Source organism: Allobosea sp. 2KB_26 (genome assembly GCF_052115715.1).
In the GTDB taxonomy this organism is placed as follows: domain Bacteria; phylum Pseudomonadota; class Alphaproteobacteria; order Rhizobiales; family Beijerinckiaceae; genus Allobosea.
Genome location: NZ_JBFRHE010000008.1, coordinates 123,959 through 150,436, shown reverse-complemented (window position 1 = coordinate 150,436; position 26,478 = coordinate 123,959). Strand labels below are relative to the sequence as shown.

The following is a 26,478-nucleotide window of genomic DNA, read 5'->3' as shown; positions in this document are numbered from 1 at the left end:
AGCCGCGGTCGGTGAGACGTGGCCCGTCGCCGCGCCGCCAGCCCTGCGCAAGCCGGGCACCTCATTGGTTCGGAACCCAAACATGACTGTCATCACCGCATTGCGCGCGCTCGCCGCCGCACTTCCGCTGGCCATGGCTGCGGGACCAGCCCACGCAGAGATCACGGATTATGAGTTTCGCCTCCTCCAGGGCGAGCTCAAGCCGGGCCATGGCGTCATCGTCGCGGTCCAGCTCATCGACAAGCGCTCGGGCAAGCCGGTGCCCGACGTCGTGATCTTCGCCAGGCGCATCGACATGGCGCCCGACGGCATGGAGACGATGACGTCCCCGATCGAGGCCGTGCCCGCGACCGAGCCTGGCACCTATCGCTTCAAGACCAACCTCACGATGGCAGGCGGGTGGCGGCTCTCGCTGGCTGCGAAGGTGCAGGGCGAGGAGGGCACGCTCGAAAGCCGTCTCAATCTGAGAGTCCTGCCATGACGCGCCTCTTCGCAACCGGGCTTGTGCTGTCCGCGATCGCGGCAGCTGGGGCTGGCGGGTATGTCGCCGGCACGCGCGGCGTCCCGGTGCCGGGGCTCGATCGGTTCACCCGTCCCGCAGTGCCTGAGCCGAAACCGGCACCGACCGGGCCGATCGTCTACTACCGCCACCCTGACGGGACGGCGCTCTATGCGCTCGAGCCGCGCAAGACCGAGGATGGCCGCGATTTCCTGGCCCTGCATGCGAGCCAGGATGTCAGCTTCGATGACGAGGCGCCTCCCTCCAGTCCGGAAGCAGCCGCAAAGGGCGAGCGCAAGCCGCTCTACTATCGCCATCCCATGGGGCTGCCCGACACGTCCCCCGTGCCCAGGAAGGACGCGATGGGCATGGATTATCTGCCGGTCTATGCGGGCGAGGACGCTGACGAGAAGTTGATCACGCTTTCGCCTGGCCGGGTGCAACGCAGCGGCGTGCGCTCCGAGCCGGTCAGCCGCCGGACCATCACGCGGTCGATCCGGGTGCCAGGGACCGTCCAGCTCGACGAACGGCGGGTTGCCGTGGTCGCAACCCGTTCGGATGCCTTCATCCAGGAGGTGGCGCCGGTCACCACCGGCGATCGCGTGGCCAAGGGAGATCGGCTCGTCAGGCTCTATTCGCCAGAGATCGCCACCGCGAGCGCGCAGTTCCTGACCGAGCTCAATGCAGCCGCGCGAGGGGCGCCGGAGGGCGGAGCGCGTCAGCGCCTCGAAAACCTCGGCATACCCGCAGAGATCGTGGCCGAGATCGAGCGCAGCCGGAAGGTGCCGATCACGATCGGCTGGTCCGCCCCGCGCGAAGGCATCGTGCTCGAGCGCAACGTCGTCGAGGGCATGAAGGTGGCGGCGGGCGACACTCTGTTCCGGCTCGCCGACATCTCGACCATCTGGGTCAATGCCGACGTTCCGGAGGGTGAACTTGCTGCCGTTCGCATTGGTGCGCCCGTGACGGTCCGGCTGCGGGGACGGCCCGAAACGGTCTTCCAGGGCAAGGTCGGCCTGATCTATCCGCAGGTGGCCGAGGCGACGCGCACCACCAAGGTCCGCGTCGAACTCGCCAATCCCAACGGGATGCTGCTGCCCAACATGTATGCCGATGTCGAGATTGGATCGGGCGACGGGGTCTCGGCGCTGACCGTTCCCGACAGTTCCGTGATCGACACGGGCACACGCCGCATCGTCATCCTCGACCGTGGGGAGGGCCGCTTCGAGCCGCGCGAGGTCACGCTTGGCCAGCATGGCGATGGCAGGGTCGCGATCAGCGACGGCGTGGCTGACGGCGACCGCGTCGTGGTTTCGGCCAATTTCCTGATCGATGCCGAGAGCAATCTCAAGGCCGCCTTGAGCGGGCTCAATCCGCCGGAAGCCAAGCCTTCCGAGACCAAATCTTTCGACGCCAAGTCTTCCGAGACCAAGCCATGATCGCTCGCCTGATTGCCTGGTCGGCGCGCAACCTCGTCCTCGTCTTCGTCGCCACGGCCTTTGCCGTTGCGGCCGGGGTCTATGCCGTGAGGACGTTGCCGCTCGACGCCATCCCCGATCTCTCCGATGTCCAGGTCATCGTCTACACCGAGTATCCCGGCCAGGCGCCGCAGGTGATCGAGGACCAGGTCACCTATCCGCTGACGACCGCGATGCTGACCGTCCCGAAGGCACGCGTCGTGCGCGGTTTCTCGTTCTTCGGGGTCTCCTTCGTCTATGTGATCTTCGAAGACGGCACAGATCCGTACTGGGCACGCTCGCGCGTGCTCGAATATCTCAATGCCGCGGCGCGCCGCTTGCCGGCCGGCGTCGCGCCAACGCTCGGCCCGGACGCGACCGGCGTCGGCTGGGTCTATCAATACGCCGTCATGGCCAGGGAGATGACGCTGGCCGAGCTGCGCTCGACGCAGGATTGGCTCGTGCGTTTCGCGGCCTCGCGAGCCGAGGGCGTGGCGGAGGTCGCCAGCGTCGGCGGCTTCGTCAAGCAATACGCCATCGTGGTCGATCCGGTGCGGCTGCGGGCGCAGGGTGTCTCGCTGGCGGCGCTGCGCGAAGCCGTGCGCAGCAGCAACATGGATGTCGGCGGCCGCACCGTCGAGCTTGCCGAATTCGAGTTCGTGGTGCGCGGGCGCGGCTATCTGAAATCGATCAGCGATATCGAGGCGATCGTGCTCAGGAGCGAGCGCGGCGTGCCGCTGCGCCTTGGCGACGTCGCCCGCGTCGAGCTGGGCTCCGACGAGAGGCGCGGCATCACCGAACTCAATGGCGAAGGCGAGGTCGCGAGCGGCATCGTGCTGCAGCGCTTCGGAGCGAATGCGCTCGGCGTGATCGAGGGCGCCAAGGCGCAACTGGCCGAGATCGCCGCGAGCCTGCCGGGCGGGGCGGAGATCGTGCCGGTCTATGACCGGTCCCCGCTGATCGAACGGGCGATCGAGACGCTGAAGGGGACGTTGATCGAGGAGAGCCTCATCGTCGGGCTCGTCTGCATCGTCTTCCTGCTGCATCTGCGCAGCGCGCTGGTCGCGATCCTGATGTTGCCGGTCGGCATCCTGATCGCCTTCGTGGCGATGAAGGCGCTGGGTTTAGGCTCCAACATCATGAGCCTGGGCGGCATCGCGATCGCTGTCGGCGCCATGATCGACGCCGCGATCGTCATGATCGAGAACGCGCACAAGCATCTCGAACGGGCGCCGCCCGACAAGCCACGCATCGAGATCCTGATCGAGGCGGCAAGCGAGGTCGGGCCGGCCCTGTTCTTCAGCCTGCTCGTCATCACCGTCTCGTTCCTGCCGATCTTCTCGCTGGAAGCGGAGGAGGGCCGGCTGTTCGGGCCGCTGGCCTACACCAAGACCTTTGCGATGGCGGCCGCGGCCCTGCTGTCGGTGACGCTTGTGCCGGCGCTGATGGTCGTCTTCGTCAGGGGCAGGATCATTCCCGAGCACAAGAACCCGATCAACCGCGTGCTGATCGCTCTCTACCGCCCGCTCATCCGCGGCGTGCTCAGGGCCAAGACGCTGACGATCCTCTTGGCCTTGGCGGCGCTCGGCGTCAGCATCTGGCCGGCGCGCCAGCTCGGCTCCGAGTTCATGCCGACGCTGAACGAGGGCGCGCTGATGTACATGCCGACGACCTTGCCCGGCATCTCCGTGACCAAGGCGGCGGAGTTGCTGCAGACTCAGAACCGGATCATCCGGTCCATCCCGGAGGTCGCCTCGGTCTACGGCAAGGCGGGCCGCGCGCAGACCGCGACCGACCCGGCCCCGACCGAGATGTTCGAGACCATCATCAACCTGAAGCCGCAAGCCGAATGGCGCGACGGCGTCACGCTCGACAGCCTCAAGGCCGAGATGGACAAGGCCTTGCAGTTTCCCGGCGTCTCCAACGCCTGGACCCAGCCCATCCGGGCCCGCATCGACATGCTGGCGACGGGCATCCGCACGCCGATCGGCATCAAGGTCTTCGGGACGGACCTCGCTGAGATGGAGGGCATCGCCCGCCAGATCGAAACGGTGCTGCGCACTGTGCCGGGCACCACCAGCGCCTATGCCGAGCGCGTCATCGGCGGCTACTTCCTCGATATCGTGCCGGACCGGATCGCGCTTGGGCGCTATGGGCTCTCCGTCGGCGACGTCCAGAACGCGGTCGTGATGGCCATGGGCGGCGAGACGGTGACGACGATGGTCGAGGGCCGAGAACGCTATGGCGTCACCATCCGCTATCCCCGCGACCTGCGTTCCGACCCCCACGCCATCGCGCGCGAGGTCCAGGTCACGCTGCCCTCGGGCGGCACCGTCCCACTCGGAGAGATCGCCAAACTCGAACGCAAGCGCGGCGCAACCACGATCCGCACCGAGAACAGCCAGCTCGCGACCTATATCTTCGTCGATATCGCCGGGCGCGATCTCGGCGGCTATGTCCGCGCGGCCCAGGACGCGATCAATCAGTCCGTGAAACTGCCGTCCGGCTACCGCATCGCCTGGAGTGGGCAGTTCGAGTATCTCGAACGGGCAGAGGCACGCCTGAAATTGGTCGTACCGCTGACGCTCGCGATCATTGTCCTGCTGCTCTACCTGAATTTCCGCAGGTTGACCGAGACCTTCATCGTCATGCTCTCGCTGCCCTTCGCCCTGATCGGCGGGGTCTGGCTGCTCTGGTGGGAAGGTTTCAACATGTCGGTCGCCGTCGCGGTCGGCTTCATCGCCCTTGCCGGCGTCGCGGCCGAGACCGGCGTGATCATGCTGATCTATCTCGACCACGCGTTGCAGGCGGTGAAAGCGCGCTGCGCGGCCGAGGGCAGGGCGTTCACGCGCGCCGATCTCCATGATGCGATCATGCAGGGCGCGGTCGAGCGAGTGCGCCCCAAGATCATGACCGTGGTCGCGATCACGGCCGGCCTGCTGCCGATCCTCTGGAACACCGGCACGGGGTCGGAGGTGATGCAGCGCATCGCCGTACCGATGATCGGCGGCATGATCTCGTCGACCGTGCTGACGCTGATGGTGATCCCGGCGATCTACGGGCTTGTGAAGGGATGGGGTGTCGGGATCGCAGCCCCGACGCCATCATCCCGTGCGCCCGTTTCCTCAGAAGCTGACCCTGAGCTGCGCGGAGCCGCCGAGGCGGTTGCTCTTGGCTGAGAGTTCGCCGTCGAGGTTGGGGCCGAGCGTGACGCGTTCGCTGAGATTGGCGCTCAGGTCGGCATCGCGCTCGCAGTCGTGCACCCAGGCCGCCCGGCCGAGCCGGCGCATCGGGGGGCGCCTCGCAGGCCCCGGCGGCAGCGCGCAAGCAGACGAAATACGGCATTCGTCGTATTGAACGCCGCGTGCGGGACCGTGACATTGCCGAGCCCGATCCTTCGCCAGGAGGTTTTCTGGTCCTGCCCGAGGTCGCCATTGTCCGTTCAAGCCGTTCTGTTGCCGCCTTGCTGCTGACGGAGCCCCGGCTACGCAGCCGTCACGGCCCGCACGGCGACTGCCGGGCTATGCCCGACAGGGCAGGCGGGCAGGGCGCTCGGGGACCGCAGCTGCGTTGGCGGCGGTCCGGCGCCGCGTCATCCGACCGGCAGGCCGACGCGCACCGCATAGGCTGCAAGTTCCGTCGCGCTGTGCAGATCGAGCTTGCGCATGAGGTTCTCCCGGTGCTTGCGGGCAGTGTGGGGACTGATGCCAAGACGTACGGCGACAGCGCGGGTCGTGGCGCCACCGGCGATCAGGGCCAGCAATTCACTCTCCCGTCGCGTCAGCGCAACGGACGAGACGCCGCCCCGCGCGTCGTTTGCCCCTTGCTGGAGCCCGGCGTCACGCGGCGGGAGGCTGACATAGGGGCGGCCTTGTTGCAGGGCGTCGAGGGCGTCGAACAGCTCGTCGAGATCGCTGCCCTTCACGACATAGCCGTCGGCCCCCGCCGCCAGCGCCGCCTGGGCCATCTGCGGATCGGTGTTCGCGGTCAGGATCAGGATCTTCAGGTGCGGATAGGCCTGGTGCAGCTCGGCGATGGAACGCAGGCCCATCAGCCCGGGCATGCCCAGGTCGAGCACGAGAAGCTCGGCCGGCCTGTCCTTCAGCACTGCCGCAAGACTTGCACCATCCGCGGCCTCGCCCACGACGGCCCGATCCTGCTGAGCCGCGATCAGAAGTTTCAGCCCTTCGCGGATCAGGGCGTGGTCGTCGGCCAGAATGATGCGGCAGGCGGTTTCTTCGGCTGGATCGGCCGGCGTCCTGGACGTGTGGCGAGGAATCATGATGCGTGACTATTCCTTGAGCGCGCGTCGCTGGCTACGGGCCCTGGGGCATCACCCCTGCGCGGCGAGCGCTTGCCAGCGCAGGAAGGAGCAACCATGCGGGCCCCGGCGCTGACGCCCGACACGAGCCCGCATCTGCGCGCGGCTCTGGTCGAACTCCTCTATCGCCAGTCCGGCTCGATCCTGCTCGCCAACCTGGTGATCCCCTGGCCCGTCGCCTATGTGATGCGCGAGGCGGTGCCGGCCGGCCTGCTGATCGGCTGGATCGGCGCGACCTATCTCCTCACCGGAGCCCGCCTGCTGCTGTCGCGGCGTTATTTCGCGCGGACTGACGGCGAGGCCGGGGCGACGAACTGGGCCCGACGTTTCACAGTGCTGTCGATCCTGTCGAGCCTGCTCTGGGGAGCGTTCGGCTGGTTCGGCTTCGAACCGACGCAGCCGCATCTGATCGCCTTCGTCTGCATCGTGCTGACCGGCTTGTCCGGCGGAGCGGTGCCGTCCCTGTCGGCCTATCCGCCGGCCTATATCGGCCTGCTGATCGCCATGCACCTGCCTTTCGCCCTGCGCTGTCTCACGCAGGAGGGGGCGATCTATTCGGTCTATGCCCTGTTCCAGCTCTGCCTGATCGGAGCCTATCTCTTTTGCTGCCGGATCACCTACCGCACCCTGAAGGAGACGGTCGCCCTGCGTTTCGAGAATCTGGCGCTGGTGCGCGGGCTCGAGCGCGAGCGTGACCGCGCCGCTGCTGCCGACAAGGCCAAGACGCGTTTCCTCGCGGCGGCGAGCCACGACCTGCGACAGCCGATCCACGCGCTCGCCTTGTTTGCCGCGACGCTCGGAACGCTTGCCCGGCGCGGTGCTGTCGGAAGCCATGACGCCAGTGGGATCGCCGACAAGCTGGAGGCGGCCATCGGTTCGCTCGGCGGGCTGCTGCACGGCCTCATCGACGTGTCGCAACTCGATGCCGGCCTCGTTCCGGTGCGGCGGCAGCCGGTTCATCTCGGCAGGATGCTGGCGGATCTGGAGGAGGTCTTTGCGCCGCAGGCACGCAAGCGCGGCATCGATCTGCGCGCGGTGCCCGGCGATGCCTGGGGCGATACCGATCCCGAGCTGCTCAGGCGTATCCTCGACAATCTCCTGTCGAACGCTCTGCGTCACGCACCCGATAGCCGCGTGCTGATCGGCAGCCGCCGTCGCGGGGAGGAGATCGAGATCCTCGTGGTCGATACCGGGCCGGGCATTCCATCGGAGCAGCAACAGGCCGTGTTCGAGGAATTCACCCAGCTCGACAATCCGCAGCGCGACCGCGAGCAGGGACTGGGCCTCGGTCTCGCCATCGTTCGGCGGCTGGGGGCATTGCTCCACCATCTCATCGGGTTGCGGTCCACACCCGGCAAGGGCTCGACCTTCTCCGTCCGGATTCCGAGAATCGATCCGCCGGCCTCGGGGCTCGCGCCGGCGCGGGAGCGGGGCTCCCCGCCCGGTCTTCGCATCATGGTGCTGGACGATGATCCTCAGGTGCTTGACGCCACTATCAGCCTGTTGACGGCCTGGGGCCACGAGGCCATCGCCGGAACGGATGTCGAGGAACTCTGCCGGCGCCATGCCGAGGCGGGCACAGGCAGGGTGGACCTGATCATCGCCGATTATCGGCTCAAGGCGGGGCTGACCGGCAGCGAGGCCGTCGAACGTCTGACGGGAGAACTGGGATATCGTGCCCGGGCGCTGATCGTCACCGGCGACACCATGCCGGAGCGGCTGCGGGAGCTGAACGCGACCGGGTATCGCGTGCTTCACAAGCCCGTCGCGTCGGAAACCCTGCAGGCGGCGATCCGGCAATCCGGCTCCGGCCACGCGGCCGACTGAAGGCTTCCCCCGCTAGCCGCAATTGCAGCCGGCAGCGCGCAGCCTTTCAGTGCGCGGCCGCTGCACCGCCGCTTTGGCCCTTCCTGGCGAACAGGACCACGATGGCGGCGAGGACCAGGATGATGCCGATGACGGCGAAGGTGTCGCTGAAGCCGAGCACCAGGGCCTGGCGCTTCACCGTCTTGCCGAGCGCGATGACCGCCTGCTGCTGCGCGGCCGCATGGTCGGAGATGCCATGCGCCATGAAGTAGTTCGTCATCTGGTCGAGGCGGGTGCGGACCTCCTCGCGGAAGGGCGTGACCGCCTGGCCAATGATGTTGGAGTGGAACTGCTCGCGCTTGGTGATGATCGTGCCGAGCACCGCGGTGCCGACCGCGCCGCCGAGATTGCGCAGCATGTTGAACAGGCCCGACGCATTGGCGGCGTCCTTCGGCTGGATGCTCATCATCGCGATCGCCGTCAGCGGCGTGATCACCATGGACTGGCCGACGGCGCGCACGACATTGGGCCAGAACAGCTGGTCGCCGGAATAGTCGAGCGACATATGGGTGTTCATGAAACAGGAGGCGGCGAACAGCGAGATGCCGACGAAGGTGATGTAGCGCACGTCGAACCGCTTCATCAGCATCGGAACGAGCGGGATCAGCAGAAGCTGCGGCAGCCCGGTCCAGGCCAGCACCTTGCCGATCTGCTCGGCATTATAGCCCTGCACCTGGCCGAGATATTGCGGCAGCACATAGACCGAGCCGAACAGGCCGAAGCCGACGAGGACATTGGCGATCGTGCCGACGCTGAAATTGCGGTTCTTCAGCAAGGAGAGGTCGACGAGGGGCTTCTTGACCCGGAGCTCGATCCAGATGAAGGCCGCCAGGAACACCACCGCGATCGCGGTGAGGCGGATGATGAAGCTCGACTGGAACCAGTCTTCCTTGTTGGCTTCCTCGAGCAGGGTCTGCAGCGCCGACAGGCCGATCGCCATCGTGGCGATGCCCGCCCAGTCGCCTTCGCGCAGCAGCCCGAGCTGCATGGGCTGGTTTTCCAGCGTGAAGGCGAGCGCGATCACCATCGCGATGCTCGGGATGGTGTTGATGAAGAAGATGGTCTGCCAGCCGTAATTCTCGGTCAGGTAGCCGCCGATGGTCGGGCCGATCGCGGGCGCGAAGGTGACGGCCAGCGCGAACATCGCCAGGCCCATCGGCTGCTGCGACTTCGGCAGGCGCGTCACCACCATGGTGAAGGCCATCGGGATGAGCACGCCGCCGGCGAAACCCTGCAGGCCGCGTAGCGCGATCATCTGGCCAAGCGTGCTGGCAAAGGCGCAGGCCATGGAGAACAGCGCGAAGGCGACCGTGCTCCAGATCATGTAGCGCTTGAACGAGAACACCCGGCTCAGATAGCTCGTCAGTGGGATGACGATGATCTCGCCGATCAGATAGGAGGTCGATATCCAGGCGCCGTTATCGACGCCGGTCCCGATGCCGCCCTCGATGTCGAGCAGCGAGGCATTGGTGATCTGGATATTGAGGATCGCCATGAAGGCGCCGATCGCGCCGGCGATGATCGCGATCCAGGTGGAGAGGCTGGCCTTGTCCTGCGCAGGGAGAGCCTGCGGGGGGAGGGCGGCAGTCGGCGTTGGGTTCGACATAGCCCAGCTCCTTGCAAGCCAGGCGCGCGGGAGGGGTTAGCGCGCGTCCGCCACGATGTTTCCGTTCGAGATCTTGGTGTTGATCGTCGGCACGACCGACATGCCCGGGCGCAGATCACCCGCCAGGCCATGGCCGGGGTCGAGCACGATCTTGACCGGGACGCGCTGAACGACCTTGGTGAAGTTGCCGGTCGCGTTGTCCGGGGGCAGCAGGGCGAATTCCTGGCCGCTGGCCGGCGCGATGCTGTCGACATGGCCCTCGACCTTGACGCCTGGGTACATGTCGACCTCGACCTCGACCGCCTGGCCGGGCTTCACCCCGGTGAGCTGCGTCTCCTTGAAATTCGCGACGATATAGGTGCCGGCCAGCGGCACGACCGCCATGAGCTGCGTGCCGGCCTGTACGTACTGGCCGATGCGCAGCGTGCGGTTGCCGACGACGCCGTCGACCGGGGCCGTGATCTCCGCATAGGACAGGTTGAGCTCGGCCTGGCGCTGCACGGCCTCGTCATGGGCGACGGTGGCGCGCGCCTGGGCGAGATCGGCCTTGATCAGGTCGACCTGCTTCTGCGCCGCGGCGAGTGCGGCCGTGTCGCGGTCGGTTGCGGCACGGGCAGCCGCAATCTTCGCGACGGCGGCCTGGGCGTTCTGCACGGAGCCGTAGCCGGTCCTGGCCAGGTTCGTGTAGCGGTCATTGTCCTGCTCGGCGAAGGTCTGGTTGGCCTTGTCGACCTCGACGGTCGCCCGGGCAGTGTCGATCACCGACTGCTGGGCGTCGAGCTGGGCCTGCTTGCTGGCGACGGCGGCGCGGGCAGCAGCGACATCGGCCCTGGCCTGGTCCAGCGCGACGCGGAAGTCGCGGTCGTCTATCCGGGCGAGGACCTGGCCGGCCTTCACCGGCTCGTTGTCGCGCACCAGCACCTCTCCGATATAGCCCGAGATCTTGGGGGCGATCGTGGTGCTGTCCGCCTTGACATAGGCGTCGTCGGTCGAGACCTCGAAACGGCCGGTCGTCCAGTAATCATGGCCCCAGGAACCGGCGCCAAGGAGAGCCGCGAGGGCAACACCGGCAAGCACCACCTGACGCAGCCTGCGCCTCGGCGGAACGGGTGCTGCGGGGGAGGCGGCCGCTTCGGCCAGCTTCTCTGCGACGATCTCCGGCACAGCCTCTGCGACGGGAATGGCGCGTTCGGCGGAAATCCGATCCTGATGCGTGCTCATCTGTTGATCTCCTGCAGGTCTGGGCCGTCGGCCGTTCCTGCAATTTGGAAACTTGATGTTTTCTAAAATAATCCCTAGATTGGATGTGTCAACGATAATTTGGAAAACGGCCATGGTACAAATTCACGAAACGGTGAAGCGCTGCCGCGGACGGCCGCAGGCCAGGCCCGACGAGGAGACGATGCGCCTGATCGTCGAGGCCGCGGACCATGAGTTCCAGTCGAACGGCTATGCCGGCACGAATATCAAGGCAGTGGCAGACAAGGCCGGCGTCTCGACCAAGACGCTCTACAAGCTCGTGCCGACCAAGGCCGGGCTGTTCGAGGCGACGATCCGACTTCGCATCAGCCGCTTCCTGCTCGATCTGGATGACGAGGTCGGCGAGGAGCTCGATCCGCGCGAGGCGCTGGAGCGCATCCTGTTCGCCTTCGGCATCTTGACGCTGAGCACGGAGACGATCGCCATCAACCGGCTCGTCATCGCCGAATGCGGGCGTTTCCCGGAGGTCGCGCGCGCTTTCTACCAATTGGCGATCGTGCCGGTGAACGGCGTCATCGAGGCCTGGCTGACGCGGCAGAAGGACAAGGGCACGCTTCGCCTCGACGATGTCCATATCGCATCGGGCATGCTGCGCGGCATGATGATCATGGAGCCGCAGCGAACCGCCATGATGGGGCAGCGCGCCGCCCCGCATCGTGACGAGATCGCGCTTCGCGCCCGGCAATGCGCCGAGGTGTTCTACAACGGCTGCAGGATCTGACGGGCCAAGATCTGAGGGGGCGAGATCTGGCGGAGAGGGGCCTCGCCTGCCTGCCGGTTCCTGGATGCGGGACGCGCACGAGCGGCTGCACTTGGCTCATTCCGTCGAGTCGAAATCGTCCTCCCCGGCAGTCAGCATCGCGGCCAATGTGCTGAGACCGGTATCGAGCTGTTCCATCGTCGGAGAGGCCAGCGCCAGCCTGACGGCGTTCGGCGCGTGGCCGGGGCTGACGGTAAAGGTCGACGAGGGCGTCAGGGCAATGTCGCGCCTGGCTGCCGCCGCGACGAAAGCCTGCGAGCGCCAATGCGCCGGCAGCGTCAGCCAGAGATGATAGCATTTTCCGTTGGTCTGGATGTCGAAGCCCGAGAGACGATCGGCCGCCAGTCTCTGACGCGCGCGCGCGTCGAAGCGCTTCAATCTTGCAAGCTCGGCAACAGTGCCATCACCCAGCATCCGCTGTGCGGCTGCAAACGCAAAACCTGTCGCGGTCCAGCCGCCCGAACGCACCGAGGCCGTCACGCTTTCGCGCAACCGCGGCGGCAGCACGATGAAGCCCAGCGTCAGGCCCGGCGCGACCTTCTTGGAGAGGCTGTCGATGACGATGCAGGTGTCCGGCGCGCGTGCGGCCAGCGGCGGCTCATCGTCGAGGAAGCCGTAGACATTGTCCTCGATGATGGGGAGGCCGAGTGTTTCGGCAACGCGCAGCAGATCGGTCCGGCGTGCTGAGCTCATCGTCATGCCCAGCGGATTCTGGACCGCCGGCTGAACATAGATGGCCGAGAGATGAGCCTCGCGATGCGCCTTTTGCACCGCGTCTGGCCGCAGGCCGCCTTCGTCCATCGCCAGAGGCACCAGCGAAATCCCGAGCCGGGCGGCGATGCCCTTGATGAAAGGGTAGGTCAGGGCCTCGACGCCGCAACGGCCGCCGGTCGGTACGACGGCCGCGAGCGCTGCGGCAATGCTCTGACGACCATTGCCGGTGAATACGAGCTGTTCGGGCGAGGGGGACCATGCGCCCTGCGTCAGGTAGGCGGCTGCGGCGCCTCTCGCCGCCGGCGTCCCGGTGCTGGTTGCCTGCCTCAAGGCGGCATCGAGCGCGGCCGGATTTTCCAGGCCCTCCAGGCATCTGGCGATCAGCGCGGTCTGCTCGGGAAGGATCGGGTAATTGAACTCGAGGTCGATCCGGCTGCCATGTGGCTCGCCAGGCGCTGCCACGCCGCGCCTGGCCTCGCCCGAGATGAAGGTGCCCCTGCCGACTTCGCCGACGACGAGGCCGCGGCGCAGCAGCTCGGCATAGACGCGGCTCGCGGTCGAAACGGCGATCTTGCGGTCATAGGCGAAGCTGCGCTGCGGCGGCAGGCGGTCGCCCGGCTTGAGCGTGCCGGCAGCGATCTCCGCGGCGATCGTGTCGGCCAGCCTGAGATAGTCGGATTTCGACATTATTGCACCGAGATCAATGTTTCGATTGCTCGGAGTATTATGTCGGATCATTTTGTCCGCATCAACCCGATTGAACCGGAGCCATGAGGGCTCTCGCGGTCGACGAGCAAGCAGCTCCCTCGCTTGCGGCGGCGGCATCGTGTGGCCCGGAGGATTGGCCCGGAGCAACCCTTGGAGACAGGACATGTCAGCTGTTCCTTCGACCCTTGTCCGACCTGCGGTCGCGCAGCGGCCGGGCGCAGTGTTTCGACTGCTCGGCGCTTCTTGCCATTGGATCGCCGGCTATTTCGTCCGTCGGGACGCCATTGCCTGGCTTCGTGACTGCGACGACGCCGCGCTGCGGGATATCGGCCTGACGCGGCGCGAGATCGACGACGCAGTCCGCGGCCTCGTCACCCCGTCCGGCCGGGAGAGGGGGCGATGATCGCCTCGCCGGTCGCAATCACCCCCTGCGCGGATGCAGATCGGCGTGCCTTGCCTGCGGAGGCCGCCGCATGGAACTGACCCTTACCACGATCCTGGTCGCCTTTGCCGGCGTCTTCCTGATCGGCTTCATGCGGGGAGCTTTTGGTGGCGGCTTCGCCATCATCGGCATTCCGCTGTTGTCGCTCGTGATGGACCCGGTCACCGCCGGCGGGCTGCTCGCTCCCCTGTTCATCGCGATGGATCTGTACGCGCTGCGCTACTTCAAGCCCTCGACCTGGTCGAAGCCGGATCTCGTGTTGCTCCTGCCGGGGCTCGTGATCGGCATCGGGGCGGGCTTTCTGCTGTTCCGCTTTCTCGACCACCGAACCATCACGCTCGCGATGGGGGTGACCACCCTGATCTTCGTCGGCCTCTGGCTTGTTGGAGGCGCGGAGGTCAGGACCCGCCCACGTTCGACGCCGAAGGCGATCACGGCCGGTCTCGCCTCAGGCGTCACCACCATGGTGGCCCATTCCGGCGGACCGCCGCTGGCGATGTATCTGCTGCCGCTCGGCCTCGGCAAGGACGTCTATGCGGGGACGACGAGCCTGTTCTTCACCGTCGGCAACGCGACCAAACTGGTGCCCTGGCTGCTGCTGGTGAAGCCGAGCGCCCATGTCTGGAGCTTGATGGCGTTGTGCCTGCTTGCCATTCCCCTGGGCGTCGGGCTGGGTTGGCGGCTGCACGGTGCGCTCGACCAGCGGCAGGTCTATCGTGCTTGCTACGGTTTGCTCGTCGTCACCGCGCTAAAGTTGCTCTGGGACGGTGTCTCCGGATACCTGGGTTGAGCGCACCCCTCCGAGGCCGGCTGCGGCAGTCAGCCCGCGACTGTCAGGTTGCCGGCCATGTCCCACTCTCTCTGCCGCTCGCGCCTTCAGGGTGCCAGGCCGATCGCTGCCGCAGCCTTGCGGTAGCGCATCTCGGTGTCCGCTTCGAACCTGAACGTATTCAGGAAATCGTCGAGGCGGTAGCCCGGGCTGAGAGCATGGATGCGTGCGACGTGGTTGCGCGCCTCCTCGATGCGGCCGGCAAGCGCGAGGCAATGTGCGGCGATGGCCAGGATATGGACATGGGCATTGGGGCGCGCGGCGGCCTTCACGCCCCACTGCGCCGCCTCCGCGAAAGCGCCCAGCCTGACCAGAGCCATCGCGCGCGTGCCCAGAATGCCAAACAGCAAGGGATCATGCGGGCTCAGCAGACGGGAATGGTCAGACGCCGAGATCGCGGTTTCCGGATCCCCCGCCTGGCAATGGACGAAGGCGAGGGCGTAATGCCCGAGCGCGAAATTCGGGCTGAGCACCACGGACCGTTCCAGCGCACCGATGGCTTCGGCCTGATCGTCGACGAGCCACAGGGCTCGACCCATCGACCAATGGGCGGCCGGATTCTGCTCGTCGATCAACAGGCTCTGCTCGGCGGTTTCGATCGCCCGTCGGACTTCGTCATTTCGTTCGCCCCAGCGCTGGAAGGCCCTTTGCCAATGCGTGAACGACAGGCCGGCCTGGGCGCGCGAAAAGGTCGGGTCGAGCTGCGCCGAGCGGCGGAAGAATTCCGCGGCCTGCTCATTTTCCGCGGCGGTGAAGCGGTACATATGCCAGAGCCCGCGATGGTAGGCTTCCCACGCGTCGAGCGACTCCGGCGGTCTCAGGATCGCGCGATTGCGCTCGGCGGTCTCGATTTCCGACGCGATCGCCGAAACGATGCCGTTGCCGATCTCGTCGAGCACGGCGAGCCGATCGAGCGAAGAGGCCTCGAACCGGTCCGTCCAGACGATATGCGCGCTCGCCGCCTCGACGACTTCGATGACGGCGGTGGTGGCGCTCTCGTGCCGCTCCAGCAGCCCGGTGACGACATAGCGGACGCCCAGCCGCTCGCCGATCTCGCGATATCCCAGCTGCTCCGGTGCGATGGCGAAGACCGACCCGCGCGCAATGACCAAGAGCCCCCGCAGGCGCGCCAGGCGGCTGATCACGTCATGGGTCAGGGCGTTGCCGAGATCACCGGGGCCGATGCCGTCCGACCTCACTTCCTGGAGCGGCATGATCGCGACCGAAATCCGGCGCTGCGCCGAAGGCTCTGTCGTCTCATGGCCGGCGGCCTGCGCGGCGACTGACGCGGGCGTCGTCCTCAGTTCCTTCCAGGCGGCCGCGATGGGCGCGAAATCGATGCCGTCGGCCGCGAAACTCCTGGCTGACCTCTCGAGGTGCCGGGTGCAGTCATCGATCAGGCGCCGATCGTAGAGTTCGGCCAGGAACCGGGCGTGTGCGCCGATATCGAATGGCGAAAGCTCGATCCACCTGCGGGCCGCGGCCCAGCCTGCTGCCGTTCCCCTCGCTGCCCTGCGCGCCGTCTCGGCCACCAATGCGATCTCGAACGAGCGGAACTCGCTCCGGCGGCTCGCCACCCAGTGTTCGAACTCGATGCTCTGGGCGAGCTCGGTGCCTTCCAGGAATTCGTGTTCCGCGGCGGCAGTGAGCGACTGCAGCTCCGTGTCGCCAAGCCGCCCGAAGCCAGCTTCGGCAGCCGCAAGCAGGCGCAGGACATCGACATCGCAGCCCGCGAGATCGAGCGCGATGCCGTCATCGCAGGCCAAGACGCGGCGATGAGCGGGGTCGTCGACCAGCGCTCGTAGTTTGCTGAGGCTCCATCTCAGCTCGCCGCGCGGATCGTCGGGCACCTGCCACAACAGGCTGCAGAGCCGCTCGCGAGGGATCGGATGCGACGCCAGCGCGAGATAGGCCAGCAGGGCCCGCACCTTGCGCGAGGGCGGAAGCGTCACGGCCGCACCGGCGCGCAGGAGCTTCAGCGGACCGAGGAGCCGCAGCTCGAGCCCGGGCCTTGAAGATTCAGCATCGGAACGCTGTGATTCCATGGGCGCTCCAACGGTGGCTCCCACGCGGAAAACTCCCCCGCCATCCTAGCATCCCCTGCCTGTCCGCACAGCCGGACCCTGCGGCGGCTGCAACGGCCGCCGCGCCGGCGCAGTCAAGAAGGAGGGAAACCATGCCTTCGATGGAGATTTCCAGGACGACGCAAGGTCGGGGCCGCCTGTTCGAAACGGTGCTCGACACGATTGGCGACACCCCGGCCATCCGCATCAACAATCTCGGCGTGGACCACGCCACGATCTATGTGAAGGCCGAATTCTTCAATCCAGCCGCCTCGGTCAAGGACAGGCTGGCCGTGGCCATCGTCGAGGAGGCCGAGCGCAGCGGCGCCTTGCGGCCCGGGCAGACGGTCGTCGAGGCGACCAGCGGCAATACCGGCATCGGGCTCGCCATGGTCTGTGCACAGAAGGGCTATCCGCTCGTCGTCACCATGGCGGATAGTTTTTCGGTCGAACGCCGGCTGCTGATGCGGATGCTGGGTGCGAAGGTCGTGCTGACGCCCCGGGCGCAAAAGGGTTTCGGCATGTATCTGAAGGCCGTCGAGCTGGCCGAGAAGAATGGCTGGTTCCTCGCCCGTCAGTTCGAGACCAAGGCCAATGCCGCGATCCACGAGGCCACGACGGGCCGCGAGATCGTCGGCGATTTCGCCGGTTCGCGCCTCGACTATTTCGTCACCGGCTACGGCACCGGTGGCACGGTGGTCGGCGTCTCGCGGGTGCTCCGGCGCGAGCGTCCGGAGACCAAGATCATCCTGAGCGAGCCGGCAAACGCGCAACTGATCGGCAGCGGCCAGAGCCAGCAGCGCGGTGCGGCAGGCGCGCCATCGGCCAGCCATCCCGCCTTCGAGCCGCATCCGATCCAGGGGTGGACGCCGGATTTCATCCCCGATGTGCTGCAGGAGGCGATCGACGAGCGCTATTATGACGATGTGATCCCGATCGCCGGGGCGAAGGCTATCGAGTGGGCCCGGCTGCTGGCGCAGAAGGAAGGCATCTTCACCGGCATCTCGGGGGGAGCGAGTTTTGGCGTCGCCCGAGAGGCGGCTGCTACAGCGCCGGCGGGCTCCGTCGTCCTGTGCATGCTGCCCGACACCGGCGAACGCTACCTGTCGACGCCGCTGTTCGACGCGATCGAGCCCGGGATGGACGCGGACGAACTGGCATTGTCGCAATCGACGCCCGGTTTCCAGATCGCTGCCGAATAGCGCGGAGGAGACAGCCATGGACGCGCGTGTGGGACCATTGATGCAGACGGATCCCGACGGATATGGCGGTGAGGAAACGCTCGATCCGCAGGATTGGGACGCGGTTGCCGCGCTGGCGCATCGCGTCGTCGACGACGCGGTCCGCCATCTCCGGGAACTGCGCGAGCGGCCGGTCTGGCGGCCGATGCCGGGCGAGGTCGAGGCGCTGTTCCGTGAACCGGTGCCCGAGCAACCCAGGCCGATCGAGCAGGTCTACGGCCTGGTGCGCGACAGCGTGCTGGCCTATCCGATGGGCAATATCCATCCTCGCTTCTGGTCGTGGTTCATGGGGGCGGGTAATTTCTCCGGTGCGCTCGGCGACTTCATCGCCGCCGTTCAGGGCTCGAACCTGGGCGGCGGAAGCCATGCCGCCGCGCGGCTCGACCAGCAGGTCGTCGGCTGGCTGCGCGACATGGTTGGCCTGCCGTCCTCGGCAAGCGGCACTCTTGTCAGCGGCGGCTCGATGGCGAACCTGATTGGGCTGACCGTCGCGCGCAACACGGCGGCGGGGATCGACCTGCGCGAGCACGGTGTCGCCGCGCTGGATCTGCCATTGCGCTATTATGCCTCCGATCAGGTCCATTCCTGCCACCGCAAGGCGGTCGAGACGCTGGGGCTCGGCAACAGGGCCTTGCGCCGGATTCCGAGCGGCGCCAACGGCCGGATCAATCTGGATGCGCTGCAGGCCGCGATCGCACAGGACCGCGCCGAGGGCTTTCATCCCGCCTGCATCATCGGCACGGCCGGAACCGTCAATTCCGGTGCTGTCGACGATCTGGCGGCGCTCGCCGACATCGCAGCGGACGAGAACATATGGTTCCATGTCGACGGCTGCATCGGCGCCCTGCTGGCCATCGCCCCCAAAAACGCCTGGCGGGTGAGGGGCATCGAACGCGCCGATTCCGTGGCGCTCGATCCGCATAAATGGCTCCATGCGCCGTTCGAGGTGGGCTGCGCCCTCATCCGCGACCGGGCAAGCCACCGGAACAGCTTCGCCGTCTCGCCGGAATATCTGCAGACCAGCGCGCGTGGCATCGCGTCGGGTGACTGGCTTTACGAGTACGGGCTGCAGACGACGCGCGGCTTCAGCGCCCTCAAGGTCTGGATGGCGCTGATGGAGCACGGCGTCGCGAAATTCGGTCGCCTGATCGACCAGAACATCGCGCAGGCCGCCTATCTCGCCGAGCTGATCCGGTCGCAGTCGGCCCTGGAGCTGATTGCCCAGCCGGAGATCAATATCGTCTGCTTCCGTGTCGCTCCGGAGGGCCGTGACGAGGAGCGCGTTAAGCAGATCAATGTCGAGATCATGCTTCGCCTCCAGGAGACCGGCATTGCTGCCCTGTCCGACACGACGATCCGAGGACGGCACTGCCTGCGCGTGGCGATCTGCAATCACAGGACGAAGCTGGAGGATCTGGACCAGCTCGTCACTGCAGTGCTGGAGCTTCGGACGGGGATGGCAGAGCAGGCCGCCTGAGGGGCTGCGGTCAGCGTCTCCCCCCGCGAGCACCGTTGCACGGCGAAACGGATTGCAACCTGCCGCAGCCGGTCCATGGTGGTTTTCGGGTCGGGAGCATCACCGAAGGAAAACGTGCATGTCCATGGAGCTTGATCAGATCCGCGACCAGCAACGCGACACCTGGGATCGTTTTTCCGCTGGCTGGAAGAAGTGGGATAGCCTGGTCCTGGGTTGGCTCGCTCCCTTCGGGGCGGCGATGATCCGACAGGCCAACCTCCATGACGATTCCCATGTCCTCGATGTTGCTGCCGGGACCGGCGAGCCGGGGCTCACGGCGGCGGCGCTGGTGCCGCGGGGGCGCGTGACCGTGACTGACCTTTCGCAAGCCATGCTGGCGGTGGCAGCAGAGAACGCGGCTCTTCGCGGCCTGCGGAATTTCGACACGAAACCCTGTGACGCCGGTGCGCTGCCATTTGGGGATGCGAGCTTTGACGCCGTTCTATGCCGCTTTGGCTTCATGTTCTTCCCCGACATCGAGTCAGCGGCGCGCGAGTTCGCACGCGTGGCCAAGCCGAACGCTCGCATTTGTGCCGCCGTGTGGAGCGCCCCGGACAAGAACGCCTGGGCAACGACCATCATGGGCACGATTGCGCGCCACGTGGAGATGCCGCCGCCGCCGCCGGGTTCGCCCGGCCTGTTTCGCTGCGCTCCGGAAGGCCTGATGCGCTCCGCCTTTGCCGCAGCGGGGTTGCGCGACATCGCCGAAGAGGAGGTGTCGACCGCGATGGTTCATGAGACGCCGGAACAGTACTGGCAGTTCATGAACGACATCGCCGCTCCGGTCGTCGCCGGGCTCGCCAAGGCCGATGTGGAGACGGCGGAGCGGATCCGCAGCGACGTTCTCGACCTGGCGAGCCGGTCCATCCGGGACGGCAAACTGCGCCTGATGTCGACTGCAAGGGTGATCGTCGGCACCCGCTAGGACCCGGCGCGTGCGTTCACGATCAAGGCATCGGCGCGGTGCTGTTCATTGGGCCGGTCTGCGCCGGGGCGCTTGCGGAGCGTCGCTATCGTCCCGGCGGGGGGCGTACGCCGGGAACGGGCCTAAAGCGAACGCCATTCCCGCGCTGTCGAGGCGAGGGCTGGTAATCAGGCGGAGCGCGAGGGGGCGCCTGCGGCCGGCCAGCACCCGCGGCCTGGTGCTGCACTCGGCCCCGGCATGGTCATCGAGACGGCCTCAGGCGGCGCCAGGCACCGGAGCCGATCCGCCAACCCGCGCAAAGGGCCCGGATTGCGCCGGGCCCTTCTCAAGGAGCCTGCCTGCGATCGTCAGGCCGCGTGGCTGCGGCGCGGCAGCTTCCAGTCCGGCCGGGCGAAATGGCAGGTGTAACCCCCGGGCTGGCGCTCGAGATAATCCTGGTGTTCCGGCTCGGCCTCCCAGAAATCGGAGACCGGCACCAGTTCGGTGACGACCTTGCCCGGCCACAGGCCTGAGGCATCGACATCGGCGATCGTCTCCTCCGCGACCTTCCGTTGCTCTTCCGACCCGTAGAGGATCATCGAGCGATAGCTCAGGCCGATATCGTTGCCCTGCCGGTTCTTCGTGGTCGGGTCGTGAATCTGGAAGAAGAATTCGAGAATATCCCTGAAGCTTGTCTTCTCCGGGTCGAAGATGATCTCGATCGCCTCGGCATGCGTGCCATGATTGCGGTAGGTCGCATTCGGCACGTCGCCGCCGGAATAGCCGACCCGGGTGGAGAGGACGCCCGGGCGACGCCGGATCAGATCCTGCATGCCCCAAAAGCAGCCACCGGCCAGCACGGCCCGTTCAGTTGCACCAGTCATTGCTCTTCTCCTTCTTCAGCCGATCGTGTGCGAAACAGTGCCTCGTCTGCCAAGTAATCGCCAAGGGGGGCGATCGCCAGGGAGGGAGCGCCAAGAGAGGATCGCCATGGCTTCATCGCCAGCGATGACGTGGAAAGAGGGCGTGTCGATGGCCTCGCGCGATCGCCTTTCTCACGCGCCCCCTATCGGAAGACCTGTTCGAGGCGGCCATTGCCATGGGTGAGCCGATTTTGGTGCGCGGTTGCAGCCTATCAAATCCCTGTCGTCGATACCAATGACCAGCGCCCGTCCGGTTCCGCACGCGATCCTAGGCGCAGGCGTTGAGCGTTGCCGCGATGAGGCATCGCACCCACTCAGCGGCGGCAGATGCTAGGGGCTTGGCATTTGCTGTTTGCGATGCCTGCGCTCGGTGCGGGAGGCCGATGCCGGAACAATTCGGGTCCCGGAGGCTTCCTCATCCACAGGAGGAAGCCATGCAAAAGCCCCGCGACAATCCAGCTCTGCTCAAGGACGAGCGCGCGCTGCTCGCCCCGACCGAGAGCCCGACCGAGGCCGATCCGGTCACGACGGGCCGCCGCGTCAGCGACCGCACCAATATTCATGACGAAGGCAGCGATGCCAACGACACGGCGGATGGTCTGACGGAATCCGAAGAGGCGGTTCGCCAGGCTGCCGAAGATGTCCCGACGGGCGGCTCGCTCGCCGGCGGAACGGAATCGGTGCCGGTCTTCGACCGCGGCGACCTTCCCCCAAAAATCTGAGGAGCCGGCGGCCTGCCCCATCGGCCGGGGGGCGTGTCCAGGAGGCAAGCTCACGTCACGCTACGCGACTTGGTTCAGGGCCTGCTCCAGGTCGGCGATGAGGTCGGCTGGCTCCTCCAGGCCGACATTCAGCCGGACGATCCGGCCATCATAGCCGCGCTGCGTCCGTGGCAGCGGCGGATAGGCCATCGCCAGGCTGCGCGTGCCGCCCCAGCTGAAACCCAGCCGGAACAGCTGCAGCGCCTCGACGAAACCCGTGACGCGGTCGCTCTCCCAGCCTGGCCGGAGCACCACCGAAAGTACGCTTGCCGATCCCGTGAAGTCGCGCCGCCAGATCGCGTGCCCCGGACAGTCCGGCAGGGCCGGGTGGAGCACATATTCGACCTCGGGGCGCGCCTTGAGCCAATGGGCGATCTCGAGCGTCGTCCTCTCCAGGCGGTCGAGGCGAACAGCCAGCGTCTCCAGCCCGCGCAGGGCAAGCGCGCAATCGTCCGGCGACACCGCCATGCCGAGCAGGCGGTGCGTCGCGCCGATCCGCTCCCGGGCCTCCTCCGTGCCGACCGAGACGGTGCCGAGCAGGATGTCGCTATGGCCGCCGACATATTTCGTCAGCGCCTGCATGCTGACATCCACCCCATGCCCGAAGGCATCGAACAGCACGCCCGCCGCATAGGTGTTGTCGAGCGCGACGGGCACGCCCGCTGCATGCGCCGCGGCAACGAGGGCCGGCACGTCCTGTACTTCCATCGTGATCGTGCCGGGGCTCTCGCACCAGATCAGCCGCGTGTTTCGCCGGATCAGCGCAGAGATGCCGGAGCCGATCAGCGGGTCATAGGCTTCGACCGCGATGCCGAGCCCGGCCAGCAGCTCGTCGGCGAGTTCGCGGTTGGGACCATAGGCGGTCTCGGGCAGGAGGACATGATCACCCGCGCGGCAGAAGGCGAGATAGATCAGCGCGATGGCGGCCTGGCCGCCCGGCACGACGAAGCTCGCGCGTGCGCCTTCGAGATCGGCGATGCGCAGAGCGAGTTCGCGGGTCGTGGGCGTGCCATAGAGGCCGTAGGTGTAGCCTTCGCCACGCCAGTCGTCGCGCGCCTCGGCCACGCGGTCGAACAGCACGGTCGAGCCGCGATGAATCGCAGGCACGAGGGCGCGAAAGCCCTGCGATGCCGCGACCCTGGGGTGCACGAGCCTGGTCCGCCAGTGCCGGGTGGGTATTTCGTCAGTCATTGCGCCTCACCAAAACGCCGAAGTGGAAAGCTCTGAGCCGCTTCAGGGTGGAGGCCGCTGCACTCCGGTGTCAAAGGGCGAGGGCGCGTTCGGCCCGCTGCGCAGAATGCATAGCGCGGCAATTTCAGCCTCCGACTCCGATGCGGACCTATTCGGCAGGGTGCTTCATCGTCTGGCCTGCTGCCCATTGCCATCGCCCTGACGACAAGCAGAAAACGCAGAGCGATTTGAAGCGTCCGCCAACACGCTGCCCATCGATCAGAAATGTGTCGGCTATCGACATGGTGGCCACCGCACACTCGCCGAGCGCTTTGACGGCCAGGTCGGAAAACCGTTGCTCAAGGAAAAGCAGAGATCCGGACAGGCTATACGTCTCGATATAGCTCGATTTGTCGAAAATCTTTCCTCCCGCATTCACATAGGTGAAGTCGCCGTGGATCAGACTCGCAAGAGCTTCGGCATTTCTGGAAACAAGCGCCTCGGCCTTCGCGTCCAGCACGCGTTGGATTTGATTGCTTAGCGTCGACATGGGCTTGCGTCTCACCGGCCAGTGATCAGGCTATCAGCCATGTGCCGGGTGTCCACCATCTCCGGCAAGGGCCTCAGCTGGCAGCAGAGCTCGGATCGCCCGCGAGCCGCCCAAAGGAAGCGCGCGCCGGAGCTGCCTTGGCGATCACGAGGCGCTCCGGCACAACTTATCGCTGCATCGGGATCGAAATGGCCCGTCGCGCGTTAAGCCTCTGCGCCACCAAACGAGCGCGAGGAGTAGACGATGATGACGATGAGGCAGACAGCCGTTTCTTTCGCGGCCCTTGTGATGCTGGCATCACCAGCCCTGGCGCAGTCGCGCTCGCTTGGGCCTTCGACCGGTACTGTTCGCATCGAGCAGGTTTCCGCTGGTTTCATTGCCTCTGGCGAAGCGGGCGGCGGCACCTTGCGGTTCCAGGGCCGCTCCTATCCGATCTCGGTCGGCGGCCTCGGCCTCGGCTCGATCGGCGCATCTCGTTCCGTCGCAACCGGAACCGTCTACGGGCTGCGCAAGGTGTCGGACTTCGGCGGAGCTTATGTCCAGTTGAAGGAAGGCTGGGCCGTTGGCAGGCAGGGCGGCGGCAATGTCTATCTGCGCAACGACAAGGGCGTGACCTTGCGCCTGGCCACGCAACGGCAAGGGCTTCAACTCTCCCTCGGCGCCGATGGCGTGCTGATCGGCTTCAAGCAGTAGCAGACCATCTGGCAATCAGCTCCCGGGCCGGATCTCGCATCCGGTCCGCCCCCTGCGCAGCAAGGGACGCCGCGCGCATGCGCTGGCGAAGGCAGCAGGGCGCGCTCTGTCCACGGCTGCTGAAGACCCGACGCGGCCGACCGGCTCACCCGCAGATTTCCCCTGCATCTGCGCCATGCGACGAGGAAGGGGAGTGCTTTCGGAGATAGTCCTCGACCCGGTTTAGCAACAGTGCGCAGCGCTGGAGCGTGGGCTCGCTGTCGCCGAGGTGCTGGCGGTCAAGCACCACAAACTCCCTGATCATCGATCCGGGAGGGAATTGCTGCCAGCTGAGGTCAATGTGATACCAGTCATCGCCGATGGGCAGGCCGTTCCAGAAGTGGGTTTCTTCGCTTTCGCCCGTCCAGATCGTTCCCTTGATGATTTCCGTTTCCGGGTAATAGTGCTGTACGACCCGTGAGGTTGGGTAGCACTGACCCAGGGCGGGATTGCCGGGCTTCACAACTGCCTTGTACGAGGTTTGCCCGTCCCAGGACGCCTCCAATGCTTCGCGAATGCGTAGCATTCGGTCCTGGGGTCTGGATCTGTTCGGCATGGCGGCTCCCCCCGGTCACGCCCGTGGCACCGATGGCGCCTCGCCATCGCGCAAGACGGTTTCGTCACCCGCAGCCGGAAGCGCGCGGAACAAGGCAGAGATCATCTGCACGAAGAAATCGCACATGCGCGGATCGCCGGACTGCGCCCGGCCGCCGGAGAGCCGTTCGACCCGGCGGTCGGCGACATGCATCAGGAGCGCGCCGAGCGCATATTCATAGCCCCAGACCATTGTCTCGCGTGAGCGGCCGGGCAGGGCCTGCATCATCGCATCGATCAGGCTATGGGCGAGACCGTCATAGACGCGTTCGATGATCGCGCTCGCCTCCGGCCCGGGGTCCCAGGCGGTGCGGGCGACCAGCAGCGAGAAGGCGTCTGCGCCCGCTTCCCGCAGGCGAATGACCGGCTCCGCCCAGGCCCGGACCAGATCCTCGACCGCATGGGGATTGGCGCCGGAGGTATCGACCGCGGCAATCCTGTCGATGCGCTCGGCGACATAGCCGCTGCGATGCGCGAAAACCGCGGAGAACAGGTCCTCCTTGCGCCCGAAATGATAGCCGACGAGCGCGAGCGGCACCTTGGCCGCGCCGGCGATGTCGCGGACCGAGACGCCGGCATAGCCGCGCTCGGCGAACAAGGCCTCGGCCGACCTGAGAATCGCGAGCCGCCTGTCCTGCGCCGCCTCGGCCTTGCGCGAACGTTTTCCCTCGACCGCTCCGGTCATGCCGCCTGCTCCATCAGCACCCCTCGTCGATGATCTTGTACGATCGTCCAAGATATCCTATCCCATTCCCGACGCCGGCAAGCCCGGCATGCGGCTGGCGGCGATGAACCTGATCGATCTGTCCATTCCCCTGGAAAACGACGTACCGGCCGATCCGCCCTTCCAGAAGGTGAGGATCGACTACCGCCATCACGGTGAGACGGCGACGGAAATCGCCGCTGCCTTTCCGGGTCTGCGCCCCGAACAGCTTCCGGACGGCCAGGGCTGGGCGGTTGAGCAGGTCAATATCTCGACCCATAACGGCACGCATGTCGATGCCCCCTGGCATTATCATCCGACGATGGATGGCGGCGTGCGGGCCGCGACGATCGATGAATTGCCGCTCGACTGGTTCATCAGGCCGGGCGTGAAGCTCGATTTTCGCGATATGCCGGACGGGCATGTCGTGACGCCGGACGAAATCGACGCCGAACTCCGGCGCATCGGCCATCGCTTGCAGCCCTTCGAGATCGTCGTCGCCAACACCCGCGCCGGCCAGCGCTATGGCGAGTCCGACTATATCCATTCCGGCTGCGGTTTTGGGCGGGCGGCCACGCTGCATCTCGTCCGGCAGGGCATCCGCGTCGTCGGCACCGATGGCTGGAGCTGGGATGCTCCGTTCAGCCATACCGCGCGCCGCTTCGCCGAGACCGGGGACGCCTCGCTGATCTGGGAAGGCCACAAGGCGGGCCGGGAGGCGGGCTACTGCCAGATCGAGAAGCTGCACAATCTGGAAGCGCTGCCGCCGACGGGATTCACCATCTCCTGCCTGCCGGTGAAGGTGAAGGGCGGCTCGGCCGGCTGGACCCGGGCCGTCGCCATTCTGAACGACTGACAT

General features: G+C 66.6%; 24 protein-coding genes. 13 read left to right on the top strand and 11 right to left on the bottom strand.

Features of this window, described 5'->3' with window-relative positions:
- The first annotated feature begins 82 nt into the window (after nucleotides 1-82).
- From AB4099_RS21400 to AB4099_RS21390, 3 genes are read left to right on the top strand one after another with little or no spacing between them, the layout of a single operon-like run.
- A complete protein-coding gene (locus AB4099_RS21400) occupies nucleotides 83-481 on the top strand; it encodes a FixH family protein (protein WP_113511458.1) in 399 nt (132 codons plus the stop codon).
- Nucleotides 478-1,938: an efflux RND transporter periplasmic adaptor subunit gene (locus AB4099_RS21395; RefSeq protein WP_441479546.1), complete on the top strand. Its 1,461-nt coding sequence runs from the start codon at nucleotides 478-480 to the stop codon at nucleotides 1,936-1,938. Before AB4099_RS21400 ends, AB4099_RS21395 begins: the two co-directional genes overlap by 4 nt.
- The gene (locus AB4099_RS21390; RefSeq protein WP_441479545.1) at nucleotides 1,935-5,135 is read left to right on the top strand and encodes an efflux RND transporter permease subunit; all 3,201 of its coding nucleotides are present in this window, start codon (nucleotides 1,935-1,937) and stop codon (nucleotides 5,133-5,135) included. Before AB4099_RS21395 ends, AB4099_RS21390 begins: the two co-directional genes overlap by 4 nt.
- On the opposite strand, the gene AB4099_RS21385 is transcribed toward AB4099_RS21390, so the two are convergent.
- Nucleotides 5,082-5,246 (bottom strand): hypothetical protein, encoded by a 165-nt coding sequence (locus AB4099_RS21385; protein ID WP_162767951.1) that lies wholly within the window; start codon nucleotides 5,244-5,246, stop codon nucleotides 5,082-5,084. The genes AB4099_RS21390 and AB4099_RS21385 overlap by 54 nt on opposite strands.
- A 302-nt stretch (nucleotides 5,247-5,548) precedes the next feature.
- Nucleotides 5,549-6,238: a response regulator gene (locus tag AB4099_RS21380; protein ID WP_441479544.1), complete on the bottom strand. Its 690-nt coding sequence runs from the start codon at nucleotides 6,236-6,238 to the stop codon at nucleotides 5,549-5,551.
- Nucleotides 6,239-6,334: 96 nt separating this feature from the next.
- On the opposite strand from AB4099_RS21380, the gene AB4099_RS21375 reads away from it, so the two are divergent.
- Nucleotides 6,335-8,104 carry a hybrid sensor histidine kinase/response regulator gene (locus tag AB4099_RS21375; protein ID WP_441479543.1) on the top strand — a complete coding sequence of 590 codons (1,770 nt, stop codon included), beginning with the start codon at nucleotides 6,335-6,337 and terminating at the stop codon, nucleotides 8,102-8,104.
- A gap of 46 nt (nucleotides 8,105-8,150) precedes the next feature.
- Here the strand turns inward: AB4099_RS21375 and AB4099_RS21370 are convergent, their stop codons facing one another.
- Together AB4099_RS21370 and AB4099_RS21365 are read right to left on the bottom strand one after the other, a co-directional pair.
- The gene (locus AB4099_RS21370; RefSeq protein ID WP_441479542.1) at nucleotides 8,151-9,749 is read right to left on the bottom strand and encodes an MDR family MFS transporter; all 1,599 of its coding nucleotides are present in this window, start codon (nucleotides 9,747-9,749) and stop codon (nucleotides 8,151-8,153) included.
- A 36-nt stretch (nucleotides 9,750-9,785) separates the two neighbouring features.
- Entirely contained in the window at nucleotides 9,786-10,970 is a 1,185-nt protein-coding gene (locus AB4099_RS21365) for an HlyD family secretion protein (RefSeq protein ID WP_441479541.1), read from the bottom strand.
- A 112-nt stretch (nucleotides 10,971-11,082) separates the two neighbouring features.
- Here AB4099_RS21365 and AB4099_RS21360 point away from each other — a divergent pair, with 112 nt between their 5' ends.
- A complete protein-coding gene (locus AB4099_RS21360; RefSeq protein WP_113511473.1) occupies nucleotides 11,083-11,730 on the top strand; it encodes a TetR/AcrR family transcriptional regulator in 648 nt (215 codons plus the stop codon).
- 96 nt (nucleotides 11,731-11,826) lie between these two features.
- Here the strand turns inward: AB4099_RS21360 and AB4099_RS21355 are convergent, their stop codons facing one another.
- Nucleotides 11,827-13,170 (bottom strand): aminotransferase-like domain-containing protein, encoded by a 1,344-nt coding sequence (locus AB4099_RS21355; RefSeq protein ID WP_441479540.1) that lies wholly within the window; start codon nucleotides 13,168-13,170, stop codon nucleotides 11,827-11,829.
- Between the two features lie 184 nt (nucleotides 13,171-13,354).
- On the opposite strand from AB4099_RS21355, the gene AB4099_RS21350 reads away from it, so the two are divergent.
- Complete coding sequence (locus AB4099_RS21350) at nucleotides 13,355-13,594, top strand: YjiS-like domain-containing protein (RefSeq protein ID WP_441479539.1); 240 nt, start codon at nucleotides 13,355-13,357, stop codon at nucleotides 13,592-13,594.
- 70 nt (nucleotides 13,595-13,664) lie between these two features.
- Nucleotides 13,665-14,423 (top strand): sulfite exporter TauE/SafE family protein, encoded by a 759-nt coding sequence (locus AB4099_RS21345; RefSeq protein WP_441479538.1) that lies wholly within the window; start codon nucleotides 13,665-13,667, stop codon nucleotides 14,421-14,423.
- An 86-nt stretch (nucleotides 14,424-14,509) separates the two neighbouring features.
- On the opposite strand, the gene AB4099_RS21340 is transcribed toward AB4099_RS21345, so the two are convergent.
- Nucleotides 14,510-16,507 carry a transcriptional regulator gene (locus AB4099_RS21340; RefSeq protein WP_441479537.1) on the bottom strand — a complete coding sequence of 666 codons (1,998 nt, stop codon included), beginning with the start codon at nucleotides 16,505-16,507 and terminating at the stop codon, nucleotides 14,510-14,512.
- A 131-nt stretch (nucleotides 16,508-16,638) separates the two neighbouring features.
- Here AB4099_RS21340 and AB4099_RS21335 point away from each other — a divergent pair, with 131 nt between their 5' ends.
- The 3 genes from AB4099_RS21335 to AB4099_RS21325 all read left to right on the top strand — a co-directional run bounded on the left by AB4099_RS21335 (nucleotide 16,639) and on the right by AB4099_RS21325 (nucleotide 20,207).
- Nucleotides 16,639-17,727: a PLP-dependent cysteine synthase family protein gene (locus AB4099_RS21335; protein WP_441479536.1), complete on the top strand. Its 1,089-nt coding sequence runs from the start codon at nucleotides 16,639-16,641 to the stop codon at nucleotides 17,725-17,727.
- Between the two features lie 16 nt (nucleotides 17,728-17,743).
- Nucleotides 17,744-19,243 (top strand): pyridoxal phosphate-dependent decarboxylase family protein, encoded by a 1,500-nt coding sequence (locus tag AB4099_RS21330; protein ID WP_441479535.1) that lies wholly within the window; start codon nucleotides 17,744-17,746, stop codon nucleotides 19,241-19,243.
- A gap of 118 nt (nucleotides 19,244-19,361) precedes the next feature.
- Entirely contained in the window at nucleotides 19,362-20,207 is an 846-nt protein-coding gene (locus AB4099_RS21325) for a class I SAM-dependent methyltransferase (RefSeq protein ID WP_441479534.1), read from the top strand.
- Between the two features lie 347 nt (nucleotides 20,208-20,554).
- On the opposite strand, the gene msrA is transcribed toward AB4099_RS21325, so the two are convergent.
- The gene (gene msrA / locus AB4099_RS21320) at nucleotides 20,555-21,070 is read right to left on the bottom strand and encodes a peptide-methionine (S)-S-oxide reductase MsrA (RefSeq protein WP_441479533.1); all 516 of its coding nucleotides are present in this window, start codon (nucleotides 21,068-21,070) and stop codon (nucleotides 20,555-20,557) included.
- Nucleotides 21,071-21,543: 473 nt separating this feature from the next.
- Here msrA and AB4099_RS21315 point away from each other — a divergent pair, with 473 nt between their 5' ends.
- Nucleotides 21,544-21,831, top strand: coding sequence for a hypothetical protein (locus AB4099_RS21315; RefSeq protein ID WP_441479532.1), 288 nt, complete (start codon nucleotides 21,544-21,546; stop codon nucleotides 21,829-21,831).
- A gap of 60 nt (nucleotides 21,832-21,891) precedes the next feature.
- On the opposite strand, the gene AB4099_RS21310 is transcribed toward AB4099_RS21315, so the two are convergent.
- The gene (locus AB4099_RS21310; protein ID WP_441479531.1) at nucleotides 21,892-23,061 is read right to left on the bottom strand and encodes a cystathionine beta-lyase; all 1,170 of its coding nucleotides are present in this window, start codon (nucleotides 23,059-23,061) and stop codon (nucleotides 21,892-21,894) included.
- 148 nt (nucleotides 23,062-23,209) lie between these two features.
- Entirely contained in the window at nucleotides 23,210-23,590 is a 381-nt protein-coding gene (locus AB4099_RS21305; protein WP_441479530.1) for a nuclear transport factor 2 family protein, read from the bottom strand.
- Nucleotides 23,591-23,833: 243 nt separating this feature from the next.
- Here AB4099_RS21305 and AB4099_RS21300 point away from each other — a divergent pair, with 243 nt between their 5' ends.
- On the top strand, nucleotides 23,834-24,283 hold the full coding sequence (locus AB4099_RS21300; protein ID WP_113511540.1) for a hypothetical protein: 450 nt from the start codon (nucleotides 23,834-23,836) through the stop codon (nucleotides 24,281-24,283).
- A gap of 145 nt (nucleotides 24,284-24,428) precedes the next feature.
- On the opposite strand, the gene AB4099_RS21295 is transcribed toward AB4099_RS21300, so the two are convergent.
- Nucleotides 24,429-24,878: a YunG family protein gene (locus AB4099_RS21295; protein WP_441479529.1), complete on the bottom strand. Its 450-nt coding sequence runs from the start codon at nucleotides 24,876-24,878 to the stop codon at nucleotides 24,429-24,431.
- A gap of 15 nt (nucleotides 24,879-24,893) precedes the next feature.
- On the bottom strand, nucleotides 24,894-25,601 hold the full coding sequence (locus AB4099_RS21290; RefSeq protein WP_441479528.1) for a TetR/AcrR family transcriptional regulator: 708 nt from the start codon (nucleotides 25,599-25,601) through the stop codon (nucleotides 24,894-24,896).
- A 103-nt stretch (nucleotides 25,602-25,704) separates the two neighbouring features.
- Here AB4099_RS21290 and AB4099_RS21285 point away from each other — a divergent pair, with 103 nt between their 5' ends.
- Nucleotides 25,705-26,475: a cyclase family protein gene (locus AB4099_RS21285; protein WP_441479527.1), complete on the top strand. Its 771-nt coding sequence runs from the start codon at nucleotides 25,705-25,707 to the stop codon at nucleotides 26,473-26,475.
- Nucleotides 26,476-26,478 lie beyond the last annotated feature (3 nt).